An 18,996-nucleotide genomic window follows, 5' to 3' on the forward strand; every position below is an offset into this window, starting at 1 on the left:
CCAGATTGCTTGGGTGATGGATGTGGATGTTAGAGAACTCTTAATCTCTACGAAATCGTGAACTTTGCGTGATGGATTGCAGCGGCATCCTCCCCGATCTCTTGGGGAGATATAGCGGAAAGCCCGACCCGAGGAACGAGCGGCACACCCTTAAATTCTCTATGCTTCAACCTGGTTGAGTACTTTATTTGCTTCTTGCCTAAAACGAGGGTCTTTCAGCATTTCATCAAATAGCTGAATGGCTTTTCTGAGTTCCAAAGAGTTTTCTTGAATAGAGAGTGCATTATATGCGCCAATTAATACTTTGATCGGGTCATTGTCGTAATGTCGGCTGGAGGAAATATCAGGTTTGTCGTATTTGCGAAAGTGCTTGAGTAGTTCTATACACTCTATTGGATGAGTTTTGGCGGATTTCAGGAGGTATTCGTAAAAGTAGTGTGGCGATTTTTGGGCAGAAGCAGAGCGGGTGTACTGGCGAAGAAATGGTAACAGTTCTTCAAACATGCATTGTGGTATGTGGAGAAAGGCGCGGGAATAGGCCTCAACTACCTCATCACTATTAAAGTGCAAAAATGCCATCAGCTTTGTCTTACATTTTTCCTTTAATTCAGGAGAATGAGCCATGTTTTGAGTTGCACTGTAAATGATGGCTGATTTTGCTTTATCACTTACTTTGGCGAGATCATCTAATAGTAATTCAGCATTAGGTTTGTGTTTAAGCCACGCTTGCATCAAAACGGTAGAGAGGTTTTCGTGCGTGTCTTCTATTTCAATCGCTCTTTGGAAGTAGGGTATCAACCGGTCGAAATTGTGGTTGAGCAGGTATGAGGATGTCCAAAACGACTGTTTGATTATTTCCGGTTCGTTTTTGGAAACCAGCTTTAAGAAAAGGTTCAGAGTCTTTTCTTCGTTTAGATGCATGAGCAAGGCAAGACGTGGAAGCACTGCAACTCTTACTGCCAAGCTTGGATCGTCTGCCACTTGATTGAGGCAAGCAAAGATTTTGTTTTCGTAATTCTTGTTGAAGAAGGTTCTACTCAGGTGTGATGCTCCTGCGCCTCTTACGGTGTTAATGCCATCATTGAGTGGTTCGTTTCTAATGATGTTGTTTGAAGGGTCGGGATGGTTTAGTGCACAGTCAATTAAGAAATCAAGTACTTCAGTGTCTAACGATTTGTTTGCCAGAAAATAATCAGTGATCCAAATAGCATATAATGTATGATTTCTATCGAGTGTAGTCTTTATGTACTGCTTGTAGATCCGTTGGACTTCAATAAAATCAAATTTGCCTTCAACCAATCCGTTTAAGCCGCTGGAAACGTAGTCTCTGGGGATTTGAGGCTCGGAAATAATCTTTTCAATAAGGGAAAAGAAGAAGTCCGGCCTTTTTTTGACTTCCTCCTGAAAAGCTCGTGAATGTTCAAGTATGGAGCCTCTAAAAGAGCCAAAATCAGGCTTGTAATCTCTTGTGTATTTCTGAAATGTTTCTTCCCAATTTTCATGCTTCATATTAGCATAGGCGCTTTTAGTAAGTGGTGCTCCAACACCACGGGTTACAAAACCTTGTGGCTTTTCATCTCTTACGCTACCAAATTTGCGCTCTAGTTCTTGATATCTTTTTTTTAGGGCTGGCCTATTTTTAATCTCGTTATCTGGTATTGATTTCAGGAATATGAACTGAGCCCGCCCGTAGTATGGGAGGTAGTGTTTTTTAACTCCTTTTTCCTCGTATACTTCTAAATCAGTTTTGTCCTGATGCTCTAAGATCATTTTGTCAATCTGATCTTTCTGTTCAGAGCTGAATGCTGAATAGTTTTGGTTTATGAGTTGTCTGATTTGATAGGTACAACGTTCCGTGCCTTCGTTGAAACCTCCTTTTGAATGGAAAATTTGGATGAACTCGAATTCTTCGTTTTTATAATGTGCTGCATTGGCTTGAAGGCCGTGAGCTAATACTGTGAGCATTGTTGCGGAATTGTGATTTTTATACGCTTTAAAGAATTGAAAGAACTTAGGAGATGTGTCTTCTGCGAATTTTCTAAGTTGATCGATTAGTAGATTGAGGAGAAACTCATTAGAGTAGGACTGGCCCTTCTCATAGCTATACCACATGTATATAGAGTCTCCGTAGAATTTTGTTTTGTCCAGCCAACTGTTATCATCAATTAGTTTTTGGGTAACTTTTAAGGTAAAATCGAAAGCTTTGTCAGGGTTTACTTTAAAAAGTTTCTTGAACAATTCTTCATCGTCATGCCTAAAAATGTCTCTTGTCGATCCGGGTTTTCTTGGTTCTTCAATTTTTTGAAAGCATAGCTTTTTATAAGTTGTCAGTACCCAATCCATTTTAAAGTGGGCAGCATCTTCCAGAATTTTGTAATAGCCAAATCTGTCTTTATTCGCTTCCGCTTCATTTTCTTCGAAAAGGCGAACGGCGTCCTCATTGTCCCAATCCTTTAGAAAATACAGCACTTTAAAGATAAAGCTAGGTCGACCTTGAAAGTCTGGAGTTTCTCTAAGAAATTTGCACACCAGTTTTCCTGATTCTGGTAATTGCCTTATGAGAGTTTGAAGGCATAATTGTAGATTTTCCTCTTGCCAGGTTTCGGGTAGCTTGTAATTTATCCTGCGGGTGATTCTCTCTTTTAGAGGGTTCATCTTTTTGAAGTCTATTTTAAGCAGATTGTCATACCAAAAGGTTTTTGGAAGAAGTAATTCTGTCAACACACGAGATTCGATCAATGTCTGAAGCCAGGTTTCTCCAAACGCTGATTCAATAAATAGCTGCCTTAATGCGGAAGACGTTAAGACCTTGGATTTAACCAGAAATATTTCTGAATCGGTTGGTTCTGTTTCGAATCCTATGAGATTGATGACCATTAGCCTTAGATGAAATCGATAAGCCCTGCTGATCAGAATAGTTGAGATGGTTTTGACGTATTCTTTGTGGTCATGGTCTCTCAGAAATTGAAGAATCATTTTCAGACTTGACCGAATGAATAAACCTTGATGATTTCTCTTTAAATAGGCTAGGGTGGATTGTTTGCTGTTGATGAATTGCCGCGCATAGGTAAAATCATAGAAGGTTTGGTGGAAGAACTGAATTTTACCATCTCCTTGTGTTATGATCTCTACGCTTTTCAAGTAGTCTATTTCATCAAGAAATTGGTCATTCAAGCCCTTCTCTGAGATGAAAATTTCTTGGTTATCGTGCATTTGTTTGGCAAGGTGATATACCAACTCTTGGCACTTCTCTTTCTTGGCGTTAGAGGTGTTGGGCACTTTCAGGATTTTACTGATCCAAAGTTGTTCGTGTAGGTCATGCCGAGATTTTAAAGTACTCAAATTGACGCCTTCATTATGGACTTTGCACAATACGTTGAGATGGTGAGGTGTTCTTAGCAGTTCATAGAGTGATTTGCTTAGTGTGGCCTTGTTGATTTTGAGATGAGATAGTATTTGATCCACTTGGCTAACGTTAAGCAAACCAAGGTTGAAGACTTTTTGGTTTTTATAAAACTTTAATTCGTTGTCATAATTCAAATCGTATATTCTAGCGGAGATTACGATTCGAGTTTTCGCAATAGTGCTTAAGCTTCGAACAAGGTGATTAAACGTGTCGAGGTAGTCCCTGCGCGCTGATAGTGACTGAGAAAGAGCGTCAATTTGATCAATTATTATCACCACCCTTTCGTTGTGTGCAGAAAGTGTGCGGATAATCTTTTCGAAAGAGTCTTCGAGGTTTAATTTCTCTTCTAATTCTTTAATTGATAAGGCTGTATGTCTATCGGCTTTAAGGCCAATGACAGGTATTCCATCCGTTTTAAGCTTGTTGTAAACATCTTGAAGTACAACAGTTTTTCCTGATCCGGCATTTCCCGATAAAATAGCAATAGGCTTGTGCTTATCCGGTATTGGCTCTTTTATCCATCTTACAATTTGGCTTGTTTCAGTTCGATCTAAGTGAGAATTTTCAACGCCCTCAAATGAGTTATTGTAACTAGTTAATTGGTAAGATGCAAACTCAATCTTTCCCAAAATCACCTCAAGGGGTAATTTGGAAGTCGGCTGATATTCTACACTTCTTTTAATTTGTCCGAGATCATCTAAAATTTGATCTGAAACTTTTGAATCGATCACACTCCTGACCTCGAAGAAAGTCTTAATGATTGATTCGCGGCCTTCTTCTAAAAGCAGTTTATCAATATCCTGCGGAAGAATAGGTTTTACACTTATTCGACTGAGAGTGTCTTTTAGATCGTCACAAATATGTTCATATTCCAAATGGCCGAGAGAGGCATTGTCGGAAATAACTTTTTGCGTCCAGGTTTCTAAATCTGGATGTTCGATTATTTGACTGTTGAAATTGCTGATTAAGTTTGATGCGTTCTCTGTAAAACCATAAGCAACAGCAAAAAAATAGGTGAACTGATCTTTGTTATGTATGAGCTTAGGCTCAACAATGGAATGAAGAACAAATTTAATGATCTCTCGGGCTGCTGTAGGTAAGGAGACACGTTCTGCAACAGCAGTGTGTTTACACTGAATTAAGGCAACGGTATCACCTTTGAGAGTCATGATACAATCACGTCCCCGTTCTCTAACTCCTTGCAAAAGTCTTATCTCATCAAATACGTTTTTCCAATCTCCGTTTTCGATCCTTTCAAGGCCAACCGCATAGAGTAGTTCCTCAAATCTTCGTGAATCTGCAAGAGATTGGTAGGGGAACCCCTTATTCGCTATGGCCTGCGGTTTTGGTTTTGATTCTTCAATTTTTGGTTTGGTATAAATCAGCCCCATTTAAAATATCATGGATTTATAAGATTTTGACCATCCTTGATGATGGAGGAAGATTTAATATAGGAAATAGGTTTCTTGAAACCATTGAAAGCTTTTCGAATTACCAACATTTCTATTAAAATAACTGATAAATAAGTTGTTTGCTTTTGAAATACAGCTAATAAAGCCTATGCTTAATTAGCCGGTCACTGCTAACCCATTTCTAAAAACAACCTCTATACGGTACCTACCTTTATTAAAACGCGAGCCTCTGCTTCTAAACCCCTCCAGGTTTGAAGCTTGTGACGGTATAGTTTTTACGCCTTTTTCCATTTCCCGAGATTCGGTTTAAACCTTAAAGTGTGTTTGCCTTAGACAGGGGGAAACGCCATACGGCCAAGGACCACAGGAATCCCCAACTAACCCTATGATCATCCCGAAACTTGCAAATAGTCAGAGGCTATCCACAATTAGAAGGGAAGAACACTTAGAAGTATACCCACTAAGTTTGATATTGCTTTTTGTTACTAATCGGCAAAAAACAATTGGGTTTTAAAGCATTCATTTTGTAAATCAAATCTTTAAATTAAAGGAAGAGCTAAATTGCCATAAACTTTTAAAATATGACAATCTCAGAGCTGGTCCGTGAGTTTTGGCAATCTGGAAAGGAAAGGCTTAAGAACCCAATCATTGGCGCATTCCTTATTTCATGGTCAGTCCTTAACTATGACATTTTAATACTATTCTTCTCCAGCGTAGAACCTTTGGCAAGGATAGCATTAATTCAACAACATGTGTCGTTTGAGAAAACAACTTTATATCCATTAATTGTGGCTTTGGTGGTAAGACTGGTTTTACCCTACCTTTCATTGTTTCAGGATCAGATTGTTGAATTTGCGAGGTTGAAAAGGGGGCAACTTTCTGAAAAGTGGGATGAAGAAAGAAGAAGAAAATCGAAGGAAGAGGCTTCTCATCAATATGAAGTAGCAATGCTTAAATCTGGGGAGAGGGAGGCAAATCAACTTCGAAAACAAATGGAAGCTCTGGAGTTACAAAAAGCGGATTTGACTAACGATCTAAATAAAGTAACTAATGAGCTAGAAGAAGCAAACAGAAGGCTTGATATCAATAGAATCGAAAAGCAGTTTGCGCAAAGGGTAATTCAAAGTTATTTTGAGAAAATGGCAATTTACTCTGCCTATGATATTGATGAGTATTCAATGCCAAAGGTGGATGGGACACTGGATCATGTTGAATCATTTTTTGAAAGGAATCATACATCAGAAGATAAAGGTATAATTCAGCAACTCCTCCGATTGGAAGAGGAAAAATTGGATGACATACCAGATAGACTTTTCAATTTGTTGGACGAGGGGTTAAGTGTGTTTGTAAATGAACCAATTGGTAACTCAGGGAGAAAGTCTTTAAGTGAGGCAGGCAAGTCCTTGTATTATACCTTAAAAGCAAGGGAGTTAAATAAAAGCTTTGTCCCCAGGCTTTATTAGAAGTTGTATTGGGATATTTCGTGCAATTATATTTGGTTGTCATTTGGATAGTTTTACCAGGTGTGGTTTTCCGCTGCTGTTCCGGTTAGTTTTTATAAGATAGTAGGTTTTGGTAATAATGGGTTAAGGACAATAGCCTGGTAAGATGTATAAAGTAGGTCCTTCTCGTTAGGTAAAAACTTGAACACGGATGTAATCAAAAATGAATCGAGAAATAAAAATTTGCGATGAATGTGAAAGCGAGTATTTCGCAAACGCTTCAGAGATGATGAAACTCTGTCCTGATTGCTCTCATTACTTATACGGCTATAAAAATTGTGATCATGAGTTTTTAAATGGACGATGCTCCAAATGTTATTGGAATGGACGGAGTTCTGATTATGTGAATGGCTTAAAGTCTATTAAATGGGAACCTATTTCCCTCTCTGAACTTCAGGACTTAATCGAGGCAGGTGTTTCTAAACTTTCAGTGGAGGATAGGGAGTTTTGGAAAGCGATAAGTATTAAACCGGCTAAATGGAAGGAATTGCAATATGGTGCTGAAGGAAATGGATTTTGGGTTGTGGCCATTAAAGACAGTAATGTGATTTGGTACAATGATATTGAAGAAGGTTTTAATATTTCGACTTTTACTCAATATGGGGAAATTGCTAAGTATTATACCGAACAGGATGAACTGCAGTGGTCAATTAGGAAAATAAAAAAAGCACCATAACCAGGCCGCAAGTAGGCACCCAAGATGGATATCACCATGAATAAAATAAGCATAGTACTTTTTCTGATACTCATTAGTATGGGCTGTCAATCTGAAAGCAAAGAAAGTGATGAGGCTATTAAAAAAGGCCTTGATATAATGGCATTAGGCGAAGAACCTGATTATCGAAAGGCTCAAGAATACTTTGCCGAAGCGGTTCTATTAAACCCTGAAAACATAACCGCCTACCTTTGGAAGGCTGATGCGGAAATTAAGATGGGGAATTTTGATCAGTGCTTTAAAACGGCTCAAATGGCCCTTACTAAGGTAGATAGCAAGCATGCTCATCGCCCATATTTTCTGTTGTTCGCGGGCTTATCCGCACAAATGCTTGGGGAAAATGGAGATCCTTTTATGGAGGAAGCGGTGGTATATTATAACAAAAGGTTGGAGGAAGATATCAGGGACCTTGATGCAATCATGAATAAGGCTTATACTTTATGCTATTTGAGGAGGAAGGAGGAAGCTTTGGTATTTTTAAATACCCTAAGTGTAAATCAAGAGGACCAAGCTTCAATAAAACAAATAATTGAGAGTATGCAGAATTTTAATGCGGATGAAGTCTTGAAAATCAAATAACCCCAAATAACCAACAATTTTGTTTCATGAATAAGCTTTACCTACCGATTTTAGTTTTTGCTGGTTTATTGAGTGCAAATGCTCAAAGCATACGCCTAAAGACAAATTATACAGAGCCCCGGCTTGGACAAAGTATAACAATAACCCTTAAGCTTAATTTTATTGAGGAATATATAAAGGAAACCTTAGCGCCTGAATTGGAGTTAAAGGGCAATTCTGCCTTTTCAAATTACGCTCGAGATATTCAAGTAAATGATACGGGTGATTTTCAGGTAGGTCCTTTTTTATTTGAGTTCAACGGTAAGGTATATAAAACGGATTCAGTAATTCTACATGTAACTGAGCCATTAGAGAATGTGGAGGGCCTGTGGGTTAGACTAATTGAATATGATTCGACTCAGATATTAATTGTTGAGCAGCACATTGAAAACGAATGGAAGAAGGATAAGGAGTCTAAAGATCCTTTTTCGATGTCGCTAAGTACTACAGAATTGGAATTTGCCGAATTGATTGAAAACCCAATGGAGGGACTGGAGTTCAATTTTAGGCAGTCAAATAGCTATTCCGTTTTGATTGATGAAAAGGATCCATTTGGTGCTTCGCTTGCCTATTCTCGAAAGATATATCATGTGACCAATTATTCGGGTGAGGAAATACAATTAAGCGAAGACTTCTTTGAAAACCTGCCTAAGAAAATAGAATTACCGGAAATTATTATAGAAGCTAGTAATTAGCATTTAGGTAGAAATATAGCCGTGAATCTAGGGAGAAGCTAATTTATTCCTCCCTAAAGTTTCAGACCGTTTTCCTTGAAAATTAATGGTTTGAATTATCCGCCCTCCTCAAAAAAGTCATTGTCAATTTCTTTAACCTCGTAAGTCTCTTTGATTTGCACGCCCACATTGTATTCATACATTAGGTTTACCAATCGAGCTCCATCGATCAGAATAATTGAATGATGCGCTTCCTTCGCCTTTTGAATGGCCTTGGCATCAAAAGAAGAAGTAGTGATGAAAATACCTTTGCGAGTATCGCCACTCATGGCGCCAATAAAATTGCGGATATCCGTTTCCCGAACATTGGACTGATTAAGGTTCATGGCCCCTTCAATTATTCTCAGGCCAGCACTAAGAAGCTTGAATAGCCAAAATTTTCCAGTCGCTTATAGCACACAAAGCTAGAAGCAGCGAATCTGTATGCGGGATCCGCCATTCAGGCATTTCATTTTAAGAGCCCCAATTTTATCCAAACTACTAAGACTTATAAGCCAAAACCTCCCGTGCTTTTTTAAAAAGTACAGGGGGTTTTTTCTTGAACATGCTGATGTTCGGGCTCAAACATGCTGATGTTTGGACCCAAGCATGCTGATGTTTTGATTCAATCATGCGGATGTTTGCAGTCAATCATACGGATAGGTGGATGCAAGTATCCGCAAATTGCATTTTGGGTGTTCCTTTATAGTTTGTAGTAGCAAGGAAGGGGTAGGGAGCTTGGTTTTCGATGTCTTTGCCTGTTGCTTTGAATTGCGGAGGTGGAGGTAGAGTCGTTCTGGGACTACCTTGAGCAAAATGATACACTGCTAGAATGTTTCGAATTGGAAGAAAAGCTGAAATTGTTTTTATTATTTTTTCAGCATGACTTTTGAGATCGGTGCGGTGTCGGTTAGATTGATAACGAAGCAGTAGATTCCAGCAGCTAAGTCTTCCACTGGTAGAAAAGAAGGACTAGGATTCTTGAACTCTTTGATTAACTGTCCATTTATATTGTAAATAGCAATGCCTTCAAGATTTGAGGGATTTTCAAGTTTAATAGACACTTGGTTTTCAAAAGGATTCGGAAATATTTCTAGAGTTTCAATTTTCGAAGGGCTTATTTCATCTTTACTAAAGTTAACATAACCAATAACAGCAAAGCCTGTTCTGGAAGTTCGGAAAGCCACAGTGGCGGTGGAATCTGGTCTGAGAACAAAGCTAGATTGGCCTCTATTTTGGGCAAGAACGCTTCTTGAATCGAAAGCTCTTAAAAGAAATGCCTCGGTAACATAAATCAAATCGCCCGCAGCATTATGAAATTGGAATCTTTTACCGCCTTGTAATTCAGGTCGACCATTTTGCAGGCCGTCCCTAAGGATATCCGAATCAATCATAAAGGAGCCATCAAAGCCACGTACTAGTCTTACTCTAGGTTTGGTCCAAGTGCTATCCACACCTTTAGTTGCCGGAATAATAATGTCCTCGCTTATAATAGTGTCCGAATCGAAATTGAACATGCGAATGGAAGCATTCACGGTTGAGTCTCCTACTTGGTGATCTAGCTTATATGAGGTATATAAAGGTTGCTCAAAGCCACTTTGAAAGCCTATAGACTGGAACCGGGGAAATTCAAAGTCATCTGTTATGCAAGCACATGATTTTTCATATTTAGCATGGACCAAATTAATGTCACCATTTGGTTTTGGTACAAAGCCCCTAAAGAATTGAATAGAATCATTTCCAGCGATTCTGGAAATTTCAAATACCGAATCTCGTTGACCAAAAGAAGCAATCAAGTTACTCATCGAATCAGCGCTAAAGGTATTTAGAACGGCACCCGTATTTTTATCTAGAAAAACATAGTCTCCATTAGTGGAGGATTTACAAAAAATGTCGGAGTAGGTGCTTTGGAAGTCACTTACGCAGTCTACCAAGGTCAAGTCCTTTTTGGACCACAGCACATTTTTCGTTTTTAGATTTACGCATTCTACAATCTCTTTCTGCTCCCATTTGGTATAAAAGGTGTGAATCGCAAGGTGGTCTGAAGTGAAAAGGAATTGGGCATCAATAGCAAGGTCTTTATTTTCGATCGTGGGTGTTGAGTAGTAATCCAGAAGCTGTCCATCCTTCCCGTGAATCACTACATAGTCCCTCCTCGTACTGGCGGCACCATACTCATAAGTCACCATAGCATAATTGGAATCCTGATTGACCTTAAAGCCAGTAAAGCCTATTCGATCAATGAGGCTTGGGGTATTAGGGATATCGGGAAGAAAAGTAAGCCAGCCCTGGCCAGAAAGCCCAAAGCTGGTGAGTATGAAAATCATTAGTAATGAGACTAATCTCATGATTTAATTAGCTTAAATGCTTGTTCATCAGCCTTCACGATGTAAGTGCCTAGTGATAAAGACTCAATGTTGATTTCGACTTGATTAGCCTTTGCTTGCTTTGAATATACAATTCTTCCATTTAAATCAAATACGCTGATATTAGGGTGTTTTCCTTCATTAAAGCGAGTACCAATTTTTAAGGTTTAATCATCTTTCCACTTGTGTAGCAGCGCACTTTGAAGTCCGATATCTCGCGACTTAGTTTTTTGTTAGCCTTTTCCAGGAGTTCGTTTTGGGTTTTCATGATGCGCAGCAGGTCGTTCATGGCGTTTAGATTTTCCAATTGGGTGAATACAATTTGTTCTAAATCGGCTTTGGTGTATCGCTTCATGGTTGATAGGTTTAAAGATTTGATAAATTAGATAGCAGAATGCCTGCAATGTAAATCAAAATTACATAAATGTGATTTTTTGTCACATGTATTTCGTGTGTTGAGAAAAAAACCGCATGAATGAATTTTTTATACGTCAATATTTGCTTCATGAGCGAAAAAATAAATCGACTAAAAGAAGTTCTGGTTAGGCTGGGGGTCAGTCAGAAAGAGTTAGCGCTAAAGCTTGATAAAAATGAGCACACAATTTCAAATTGGTGTATAAATAAGTCACAGCCACATCTTAAGGATTTAAGGAAAATCGCAAATCTGCTTAATGTAGATGTATGTGATTTAATAGAACCCCTTAAGAAAGATTAAACCCCAGCAATTATCTATACGCACTAATAATACCGTTGTTCTAAGGAGTCAAACTTGAGGGTAAAAGCGATAATTAATAGGACAATAATTAATGATGAAAGTGTACTTTCTCTAGTTAAGGAACCCGGTTATTGCTAACAAAATAGGTGCGAATTTGGAATGATTCCTGAGGAATGTTAATAAGTATAAAATTGAATATAAGAGGTAACCAAGGATAATGGCAATCCCAGTAATTGACATTTTTGCTGGTCCCGGAGGACTTGCAGAAGGCTTTTCATCGCTAGATGGTGGAAGGGCTTTCGATATTCGCTTGTCTATAGAAAAGGAGGCGAATGAACACCGGACCTTAGAGTTGAGAAGTTTTGTAAGACAGTTTGAGCGGAATAAATTACCCGAAGCCTATTACCAAGTAATGCGAGAAGCTGATTTAAATATGCGTGAGCAATTAAAACAGCAACTATACAAGGATTTTCCAGAACAATATTTGCAAGCGAAAACTGAAGCTTGGCAATGTACCCTTGGTAGCGATGAATTCCCTCCTGAAAAGGTGAATGAAAGAATAACTAATGCTTTAAATGGAGCAAAGGATTGGATTTTAATTGGAGGGCCTCCTTGTCAAGCTTATTCTTTAGTAGGGCGCTCAAGAAGACAAGAAGGAGAAACAGGCCTAAACCCTGATGATCACCGTGTTCACCTTTACAAGGAGTATCTCCGAATAATTGCTACGCATCATCCAACTGCTTTTGTGATGGAAAATGTTAAAGGTTTATTATCGTCGAATTTGGGCGGAGAAAAAATCTTTCCCAAAATTCTGAGTGATTTACGTAAGCCGGGCAGGGTGTTTAGAAAGTTCAATGCTCCGGAGTATAAAATTTATTCTCTAACCACAAAACCCGAAGCATATGATGAAAATGGTCATCCAGTTTATAAAAATGATTATGACTATCTAATTCAAGCTGAGAATTTCGGAGTTCCACAAAAACGGCATCGTGTTATACTTTTTGGAGTCCGAGCTGATATTGATGTGCAACCAAATGTATTGAATAGAACAGAGCCAGTTAGTTTAAAAGATGTTATTGGAGACCTTCCTTCTTTGAGAAGTAGTATCAATCGTTCTTTTGTGAGGGCTGAACAATTGAAAAATGAAGATGGAAGCATTAAAACTAAACGATATTACCAGAACGAGATCGATTCTAATGAAAGCTGGAAGCAGGTTATTCAAAAATTCCATGCTGAAATAATATCGATGAATGGATTTGCTCATGATATAGACTTTAAAAATATTTGGCTTTTAGATGGTGGTACTGGTGATGAATTCGTGCCTTGTATAACTCCAAAAGCAACCAATCCTCTTTTTGATTGGTATGTCGATAAACGATTGAAGGGAGCTGCAAACCATCAGTCACGAAGCCATTTGGTACAAGACTTGAAACGCTACCTCTTTGCGGGCTTGTATACTTTAAAATATGGAAAATTCCCACGAATGGCCGACTATGCTGCTCATGGCAAGGAGTTATTGCCAGACCATGAGAATGCTGAATCAGGCAAATTTACTGACCGATTCCGAGTTCAGTTACCTGAGGAACCAGCAACGACCATTACTAGTCATATTTCAAAAGACGGACATTACTTCATCCACTATGATACATCGCAATGTAGAAGTTTTACAGTTCGGGAAGCTGCTCGAGTGCAGACGTTTCCAGACAATTATCTTTTTTGTGGAAGCCGGACTAGTCAATTTCATCAAGTTGGAAATGCGGTACCTCCCTTGTTAGCATTTCAGATTGCAGAAGTTGTGAAAGAGTTGTTTAATAATATAGACCAAATTGAGGCTTCAAAGACTAAGAAACTGCAACAGGAATTGATATAATTTAATTAATGGAAGATTATAAGGAAATAACAAGAATAAGACCTGCAGCAAGGATAATATCGACAATAGGTGAGGACCTAGTCGGAGATTCATATGCCGCGATAGTGGAGCTTGTGAAAAACGCATATGATGCGGATGCTAGTTATGTGGAGATTGTTTTTGATTATACGGAAATGGATGGGAATCCAGTCCTCAAAATCGAAATAAAGGATGATGGGCATGGAATGACGACTGAGGTTGTTTTAAATAAATGGTTGGTTCCTGCAACAAAGGATAAATTAGATAGGCGAACCAGTCCGAATGGGCGGTTGTTTCAAGGACGGAAAGGAATTGGAAGATATGCGGCTGCAATTTTAGGTCAGGAATTACTGTTAGAGACGGTTGATCAAAATAATACTCAAACACAGGTTTATATAGATTGGCAATTATTTGAAGAGATTGAATTTCTAGAAGATGTTGAGGTCGTTGTTGAACGTAAAAATGTTAACAAATCTCCTGGAACTGTCCTTCATATTACAGCTACTGGTCACAAACTTGATCAGTGGCGTAAACCTGAATTGGCTTCATTAACTAAAGAATTAAGAAAGTTAAAATCTCCTTTTGAGTCTCACACAAAGGATAAGTTCAATATTAATTTGGCATTTTTTAATTGCCCGTTTGATGAATATAACGATCAGGTGTTTGAGATTGAGGCATTTCCAATAATTAAATTGTTTGACTACAGGATTAGCGGATCAATAGGTAAGAATGGGAAGGTTATATGCACTTATGAGAACCAGTCTGAGCAGAATCTTCCATCAGAAACTTTAGAGTTTGATATCTCGCTACCTATAGAATTGAACTATCCTGGCCCTGTGGAATTCGACTTTAGGGTATTTGATCGTGATAAAGAGGCTGTTGAAAATCTAATAAATAAGGGTCTTATTGACCCGATTTCGAAAAATGCCATTGGGAAAACGGAGGCCAAAAGGCTACTTAATGAAGTATATGGCGTTAACCTTTATCGAGAAGGCTTTAGAGTAAGACCATACGGAAATGGAGGAATTGACTGGTTGGATTTGGATAAAGATCGAATCCAAAACCCATCTGTGAGAGTTGGGAATAATCAAGTTGTCGGGTTTATCAATGTTAAGCCAGAAGAGTTATCTCATTTAATAGAAAAAAGCGCTCGAGATGGATTCAAAGAAAATACTTATTATTTCGGATTAGTACGATTGCTGAAATCTGTTTTAGCAAGATTGGAGGAACGCAGATATATTTATCGACGAAACACAGGTAAAGGGAGGCATGTGAAAAGTGTAAGGCAGGAACTTAATGAGCTCTTTGATTACACAAGTCTTACAGAACAGATAAAGAAGAAACTCAGCTTCACAAATGCAGAGGATAAAACCATTAATGAAGTTGCAGCAATTATCCAGAAAGAGGCTGAAATTAAGACCAAGCTTTTAGAGAATATTCAAAGCACAATTGCCATTTATCAAGGTCAGGCTACTTTAGGGAAAATTGTAACAGTGCTCTTGCATGAAGGGCGGAAACCTGTAAGTTATTTTAAGCAACAGTCACCAAATCTTGTTAGATGGCTAGAACACTACAAGGCTAAAAAAGATTGGAATGATAATCTTTTTGATGATATTACAGAAAGACTCCAAACTTTTAGAGATCAGAGTGAACATTTGTCTCAGCTCTTTAAAAGGCTTGATCCATTAGCTAAACAAAATAAAGGAGAGCGGAGATTTTTTAGTCTTAAAAATGCCATAAATAAGGCAGTTTCAATCTTTGATGCAACTTTGATCGAATCTCAAATTGACTTTAGGTTAGAATGCGATGATTCTATTGAAATTAAAGGATGGGAAGAAGATATTATTATTGCAGTCACTAATCTGGTTGAGAATAGTGTATACTGGCTAAATGAATCAAAAAGTGATGATAAAGCTATATCTATTGTTGTTGAGAATGGAGAAGATATAATTATTCATTATCGTGACAATGGTTCGGGAATTGATGAAGATAGTATAGAGAGTGGAGCAATCTTTGAGCCTGGGTTTTCAAAAAAATTGCATGGTACAGGTTTAGGTTTGCCAATTGCAGGAGAAGCAATGGAAAGGTTAGGAGGAAGCATATTGGCTCATTATTCAGATTCAGGGGCATATTTTACGTTAGAATTGAAAAAATAAATACATGGAGATTCTGAAGATACTTATTGCAGAAGATGATGATTCAGAACTGCAAACCTATAAGGATGCTATTAAAACCTTCAATCAAGAGTACAATGGGACTTATTCTATTGAGGCCATAATGTGCAGAACTGAAGAAGATGGTCGGGAAAATTTGGCTAAGTTTCAAAATGATTTTTGCGGTGCAATTATAGATTTAAACTTATCGGGGATTGCAGCAGGTAAAAGAGAAGGAAACAATCTAATTATGACTATTTATGATAGTTTAAGATTTCCGGTATTCGTAGTTACTGGTACACCAGGAGATATTGATAAAAATCTGCCATCTGACAATCTATTTCTAAAAGTAATAACAAGAGGTGAAAAGGATTTTATCGAAATATATCGGGAAATTTTATCCATATATGAAACAGGAGTTACTAAAATATTGGGTAAGCGAGGTCAGGTAGAAAAACGTCTAGATGAGATATTTTGGAAGCATTTGTCTAATTCCTTTGACTTTCTTTTAAATAGTGGTAAAGACTCCAATTATAAAGAACAGATACTTTTAAGATATACACTGGCTCACCTTCAGGAGTATTTAGATTTGGATGAAAATTCTGGGGGCTTTCTATATTATGAGGCTACCGAATTCCTCCTAACTCCTGTTATCAAGAAAACTCCTTATACTGGGGAAATTGTGCGAGATAAATCTACTGAAGAATACTTTGTTATACTTACACCTGCGTGCGATATGGCACAAGAAAAAGCAAGAAGTATTTTGTTGGCTAAAATTGAATTGAAATCTGAAGAAGGAACGTTAAGGGATTTTATTTCCTTAGCTAAGAAGGAGCCAAAGAGCTATGAAGATGCGAAAAAAGTTGACGCTGCGAAAGATAGGCTTCAAGAAGTAATCAGGAACCGATGGCCAAAATATCATTTAGTGCCCGGAAGTAATTTAATGGAAACTGGGCTTATTAATTTTCAGAAATTAAAGTCAATAAAGGTGAAAGAACTTCGAGGTGGGTTTGATAGAATAGCTCAGATTAATGGAGCGTTTGTTAAGGATATTATCGCAAGATTTTCATATTACTATTCAAGACAAGGTGCACCTGATTTGGATCAGGAGGTGATATTAAGGAATATTTTGAATTGAAATATTCGTAAATAGTGCTGCTTAACTGGGGTGTTTTAAGTTGTTTAAATTTATTAAAAATATAAGAAAGATTTTATAAATGATGATTTAGGTATTCAATTTAAAATGCTAAATGTTTGAATTTCACTTCTTTTCAAGAATGGTGTAAGGCTTTAGTAGTTATGTGGAATTTCATTGTATTTTAATATTTATAAATCCGCTTTTAAAAGTTGGCTGACCGCTGCGGCTATTAAGTCTGATCGTTTTCCAGTCGGACCAGGTATTCGTATTGGGATGACAAAGTCGGAACTTAGAGATCAGCTGAAATTAAGCGAGAATATCCCAGACTTTATTCGACTGCAAGACGTGGAAGGTCTGGAATGGCTTGACTTTAAATTCAAAGAGGACAAATTGTTCAAAATAGAGTTTAAAGGACACACAGACTAAGGAAGTGGTAAAAGAGGAGATAATGACAGGTGTAGGGCATGTCTTAATGATACTTCGCGTGCACAAACTATTTGCCCTCCTTAAAGAAATTGGGCATTTTTTGGATCTTCAGAAGATGATTCGGGAGAATGAGTGGAGTATTGAGAGCCTGTGAAGCCTTCATAGTAAATTTCATTAGGATTTGTTCGTAGGCTTAATGGTCCAATCAATGGTTTTGAGGCGTTCTTTAATCCTGTAGAGTGTTTGTAGTATGTCTTCTTCGCTTGCCAATGTTCCATAAACCATTTCAGAAAAAGAGCTGAAATAAACTCCCTTAAGATGTTTCCATGTGTTTTCAAGGTCTTGGAATAGTATTGCTTCTATAGGATGCAATGCTAGCCATTCATTTCCATTTTTGTATCCATGAACATCGTCGTAGCCTACCTTATGCAGCATTTCCTCAAAAGCTGAAGAGTCAAAAAACTCAGCCACTTCGTCCAAGTTTAGGAGTTGATGCAGGTCATAAATGTGTCGAATCTTTAATTTTAAGTCTTCAATAGCTTGTTTAGAGTGGGAGAAGCGCACCAAGCTCATCAACTTTTCACAAAAGGTTCGGGTAACAGAAAGTACTCTTACTTGAAATGGCAAAAGATCGTATTCCTTAGCTAAATCTTGTTGACCCATACTCATCATCATGTTATATATGTATGAGCTTAGCTCTTTGCTTGTATAAGGTTCATGGCAGCCCAGCCAGGATGATTCCAAGATTAACACATCACGAATTTGGCCATAGTTGCCTTTAAATTGTTTGGAGTAGGAGTGGGCGGTTTTCCGGATCATTCCTAGCTTATTGGTAACTCCTTCAAGAGAAATTTCAGGAAGAACTGGTTCAATTGCCAAGGATATTGATTTTAGCTTGTTTTTTAGTTTGTTTCCAGAATCCCCATCCTCATTCAATACCACTATGTCAATATCTTCTGAAAACCTATCGATGATTCCATAGCATTTTGAAAGCGCCGTGCCCCCTTTGAATACTGCGTATTTCGAAGCGTCGCTATTAAATATAGCTTTAAGTGCAAGTGTTACCCAGTAGTCTTTTTCAATGTAGATATCTTTTATACCTCTATACTGTGCGGTAAAGCGTATGGACTGTTCAAATAGTTTTCTGTTTTCATGTAGTCTCATACAATGTTCCATTTTGAAGAGTTAGCCAACACATTATTGCTAATTCCAATTTTGTAGGAGCTAATAGGGTTTAGGCTATCTGATAAAGCTGTTGTTCCAACTTCGGGCTTTACCTGATCTATAATTGCCCCTAAAAGGGCTCGTGTTGAAGGAGGGTATTTTTGAGCTAATCTTAGTATGGTGTTAATGTTCTCGGAGCTTAATTCACTGATAATTGCCATTAGCCTCCTGCAAGAAGTGTCAATCGCAGTGTCAGGTATTTTTTTAATGTTCTTTATGGCATCTAGTATTTGGAGTAAAGGAATGTTATCCTTGCTAATGTTGTTTTTTTGTCGAACGAAAGAAATAGTGTATTTGCCACGTGTGGTAGCCGGTCTCACGTTGCCGCAGCCAATTTGAATAAGCGTACTTATCTGAGTTGTTAGTCCCAGCCGGTTATAAATGGTAGGGCCAGTGATATAGCCAATAAGCTTACCGTCCTTCTCTAAGAAATCTTTAACTATCTGGTATTCATCTGGTAAAAGTTCACCAAAAGGGCTTTGCTCAGGTTTATAAAATTTGCCTTTTGAAAGTTTGCTTATTTTCCCAGAATCAACCAATCGATTTAAAGCTTTTATCACTGCTTCTTGCTTATTGGCCTCAGCTAAAAAATCCTCATAGGTGAATACGTAGCCTTTAGGGAGGTTGTTTATTTTATATTTCACGTATTCAGTTACCTTCATGATTTGAATTTTTCCCGAAATTACATAAAATGTCCAGTTTATTAGCTTGAAAACTGGA

16 protein-coding genes are annotated in these 18,996 nt (G+C 37.9%); 9 read left to right on the forward strand and 7 right to left on the reverse strand.

The features are described 5' to 3' along the window. Positions 1–159: 159 nt before the first annotated feature. Positions 160–4,797, reverse strand: coding sequence for an NACHT domain-containing protein (locus tag H4K34_RS14840; RefSeq protein ID WP_210758174.1), 4,638 nt, complete (start codon positions 4,795–4,797; stop codon positions 160–162). Positions 4,798–5,399: 602 nt separating this feature from the next. On the opposite strand from H4K34_RS14840, the gene H4K34_RS14845 reads away from it, so the two are divergent. The 4 genes from H4K34_RS14845 to H4K34_RS14860 all read left to right on the forward strand — a co-directional run bounded on the left by H4K34_RS14845 (position 5,400) and on the right by H4K34_RS14860 (position 8,348). After that, positions 5,400–6,281, forward strand: coding sequence for a hypothetical protein (locus tag H4K34_RS14845; protein WP_210758175.1), 882 nt, complete (start codon positions 5,400–5,402; stop codon positions 6,279–6,281). A 202-nt stretch (positions 6,282–6,483) separates the two neighbouring features. Then, complete coding sequence (locus tag H4K34_RS14850; protein ID WP_210758176.1) at positions 6,484–6,996, forward strand: hypothetical protein; 513 nt, start codon at positions 6,484–6,486, stop codon at positions 6,994–6,996. 36 nt (positions 6,997–7,032) lie between these two features. Further along, positions 7,033–7,614 carry a tetratricopeptide repeat protein gene (locus H4K34_RS14855; RefSeq protein ID WP_210758177.1) on the forward strand — a complete coding sequence of 194 codons (582 nt, stop codon included), beginning with the start codon at positions 7,033–7,035 and terminating at the stop codon, positions 7,612–7,614. A gap of 26 nt (positions 7,615–7,640) precedes the next feature. Next, a complete protein-coding gene (locus H4K34_RS14860; protein ID WP_210758178.1) occupies positions 7,641–8,348 on the forward strand; it encodes a hypothetical protein in 708 nt (235 codons plus the stop codon). Positions 8,349–8,443: 95 nt separating this feature from the next. Here the strand turns inward: H4K34_RS14860 and H4K34_RS14865 are convergent, their stop codons facing one another. From H4K34_RS14865 to H4K34_RS14880, 4 genes are all read right to left on the reverse strand, one after another. Then, positions 8,444–8,713 (reverse strand): restriction endonuclease, encoded by a 270-nt coding sequence (locus H4K34_RS14865; protein ID WP_210758179.1) that lies wholly within the window; start codon positions 8,711–8,713, stop codon positions 8,444–8,446. Positions 8,714–9,235: 522 nt separating this feature from the next. Next, the gene (locus tag H4K34_RS14870) at positions 9,236–10,714 is read right to left on the reverse strand and encodes a T9SS type A sorting domain-containing protein (protein WP_210758180.1); all 1,479 of its coding nucleotides are present in this window, start codon (positions 10,712–10,714) and stop codon (positions 9,236–9,238) included. Next, positions 10,711–10,890 carry a T9SS type A sorting domain-containing protein gene (locus tag H4K34_RS18205; protein WP_210760595.1) on the reverse strand — a complete coding sequence of 60 codons (180 nt, stop codon included), beginning with the start codon at positions 10,888–10,890 and terminating at the stop codon, positions 10,711–10,713. Before H4K34_RS18205 ends, H4K34_RS14870 begins: the two co-directional genes overlap by 4 nt. A gap of 2 nt (positions 10,891–10,892) precedes the next feature. Beyond that, positions 10,893–11,087 carry a hypothetical protein gene (locus tag H4K34_RS14880; protein WP_210758181.1) on the reverse strand — a complete coding sequence of 65 codons (195 nt, stop codon included), beginning with the start codon at positions 11,085–11,087 and terminating at the stop codon, positions 10,893–10,895. A gap of 150 nt (positions 11,088–11,237) precedes the next feature. On the opposite strand from H4K34_RS14880, the gene H4K34_RS14885 reads away from it, so the two are divergent. From H4K34_RS14885 to H4K34_RS14905, 5 genes are all read left to right on the forward strand, one after another. Then, entirely contained in the window at positions 11,238–11,447 is a 210-nt protein-coding gene (locus H4K34_RS14885; RefSeq protein ID WP_210758182.1) for a helix-turn-helix transcriptional regulator, read from the forward strand. 217 nt (positions 11,448–11,664) lie between these two features. After that, a complete protein-coding gene (locus tag H4K34_RS14890; RefSeq protein WP_210758183.1) occupies positions 11,665–13,317 on the forward strand; it encodes a DNA cytosine methyltransferase in 1,653 nt (550 codons plus the stop codon). An 8-nt stretch (positions 13,318–13,325) separates the two neighbouring features. After that, positions 13,326–15,491, forward strand: a complete 2,166-nt coding sequence (locus tag H4K34_RS14895) for a sensor histidine kinase (protein ID WP_210758184.1) — start codon at positions 13,326–13,328, stop codon at positions 15,489–15,491. A 4-nt stretch (positions 15,492–15,495) separates the two neighbouring features. Beyond that, positions 15,496–16,626 carry a hypothetical protein gene (locus H4K34_RS14900; RefSeq protein WP_210758185.1) on the forward strand — a complete coding sequence of 377 codons (1,131 nt, stop codon included), beginning with the start codon at positions 15,496–15,498 and terminating at the stop codon, positions 16,624–16,626. Between the two features lie 273 nt (positions 16,627–16,899). Continuing rightward, positions 16,900–17,052 carry a hypothetical protein gene (locus H4K34_RS14905; protein WP_210758186.1) on the forward strand — a complete coding sequence of 51 codons (153 nt, stop codon included), beginning with the start codon at positions 16,900–16,902 and terminating at the stop codon, positions 17,050–17,052. A 174-nt stretch (positions 17,053–17,226) separates the two neighbouring features. Here H4K34_RS14905 and H4K34_RS14910 read toward each other — a convergent pair whose 3' ends face one another. Together H4K34_RS14910 and H4K34_RS14915 are read right to left on the reverse strand one after the other, a co-directional pair. Next, on the reverse strand, positions 17,227–18,216 hold the full coding sequence (locus H4K34_RS14910) for a nucleotidyl transferase AbiEii/AbiGii toxin family protein (protein ID WP_210758187.1): 990 nt from the start codon (positions 18,214–18,216) through the stop codon (positions 17,227–17,229). Beyond that, positions 18,213–18,938, reverse strand: coding sequence for a DUF6088 family protein (locus tag H4K34_RS14915; RefSeq protein WP_210758188.1), 726 nt, complete (start codon positions 18,936–18,938; stop codon positions 18,213–18,215). Before H4K34_RS14915 ends, H4K34_RS14910 begins: the two co-directional genes overlap by 4 nt. Positions 18,939–18,996: the final 58 nt, after the last annotated feature.

Source organism: Croceimicrobium hydrocarbonivorans (assembly GCF_014524565.1).
GTDB classification, from domain to species: domain Bacteria; phylum Bacteroidota; class Bacteroidia; order Flavobacteriales; family Schleiferiaceae; genus Croceimicrobium; species Croceimicrobium hydrocarbonivorans.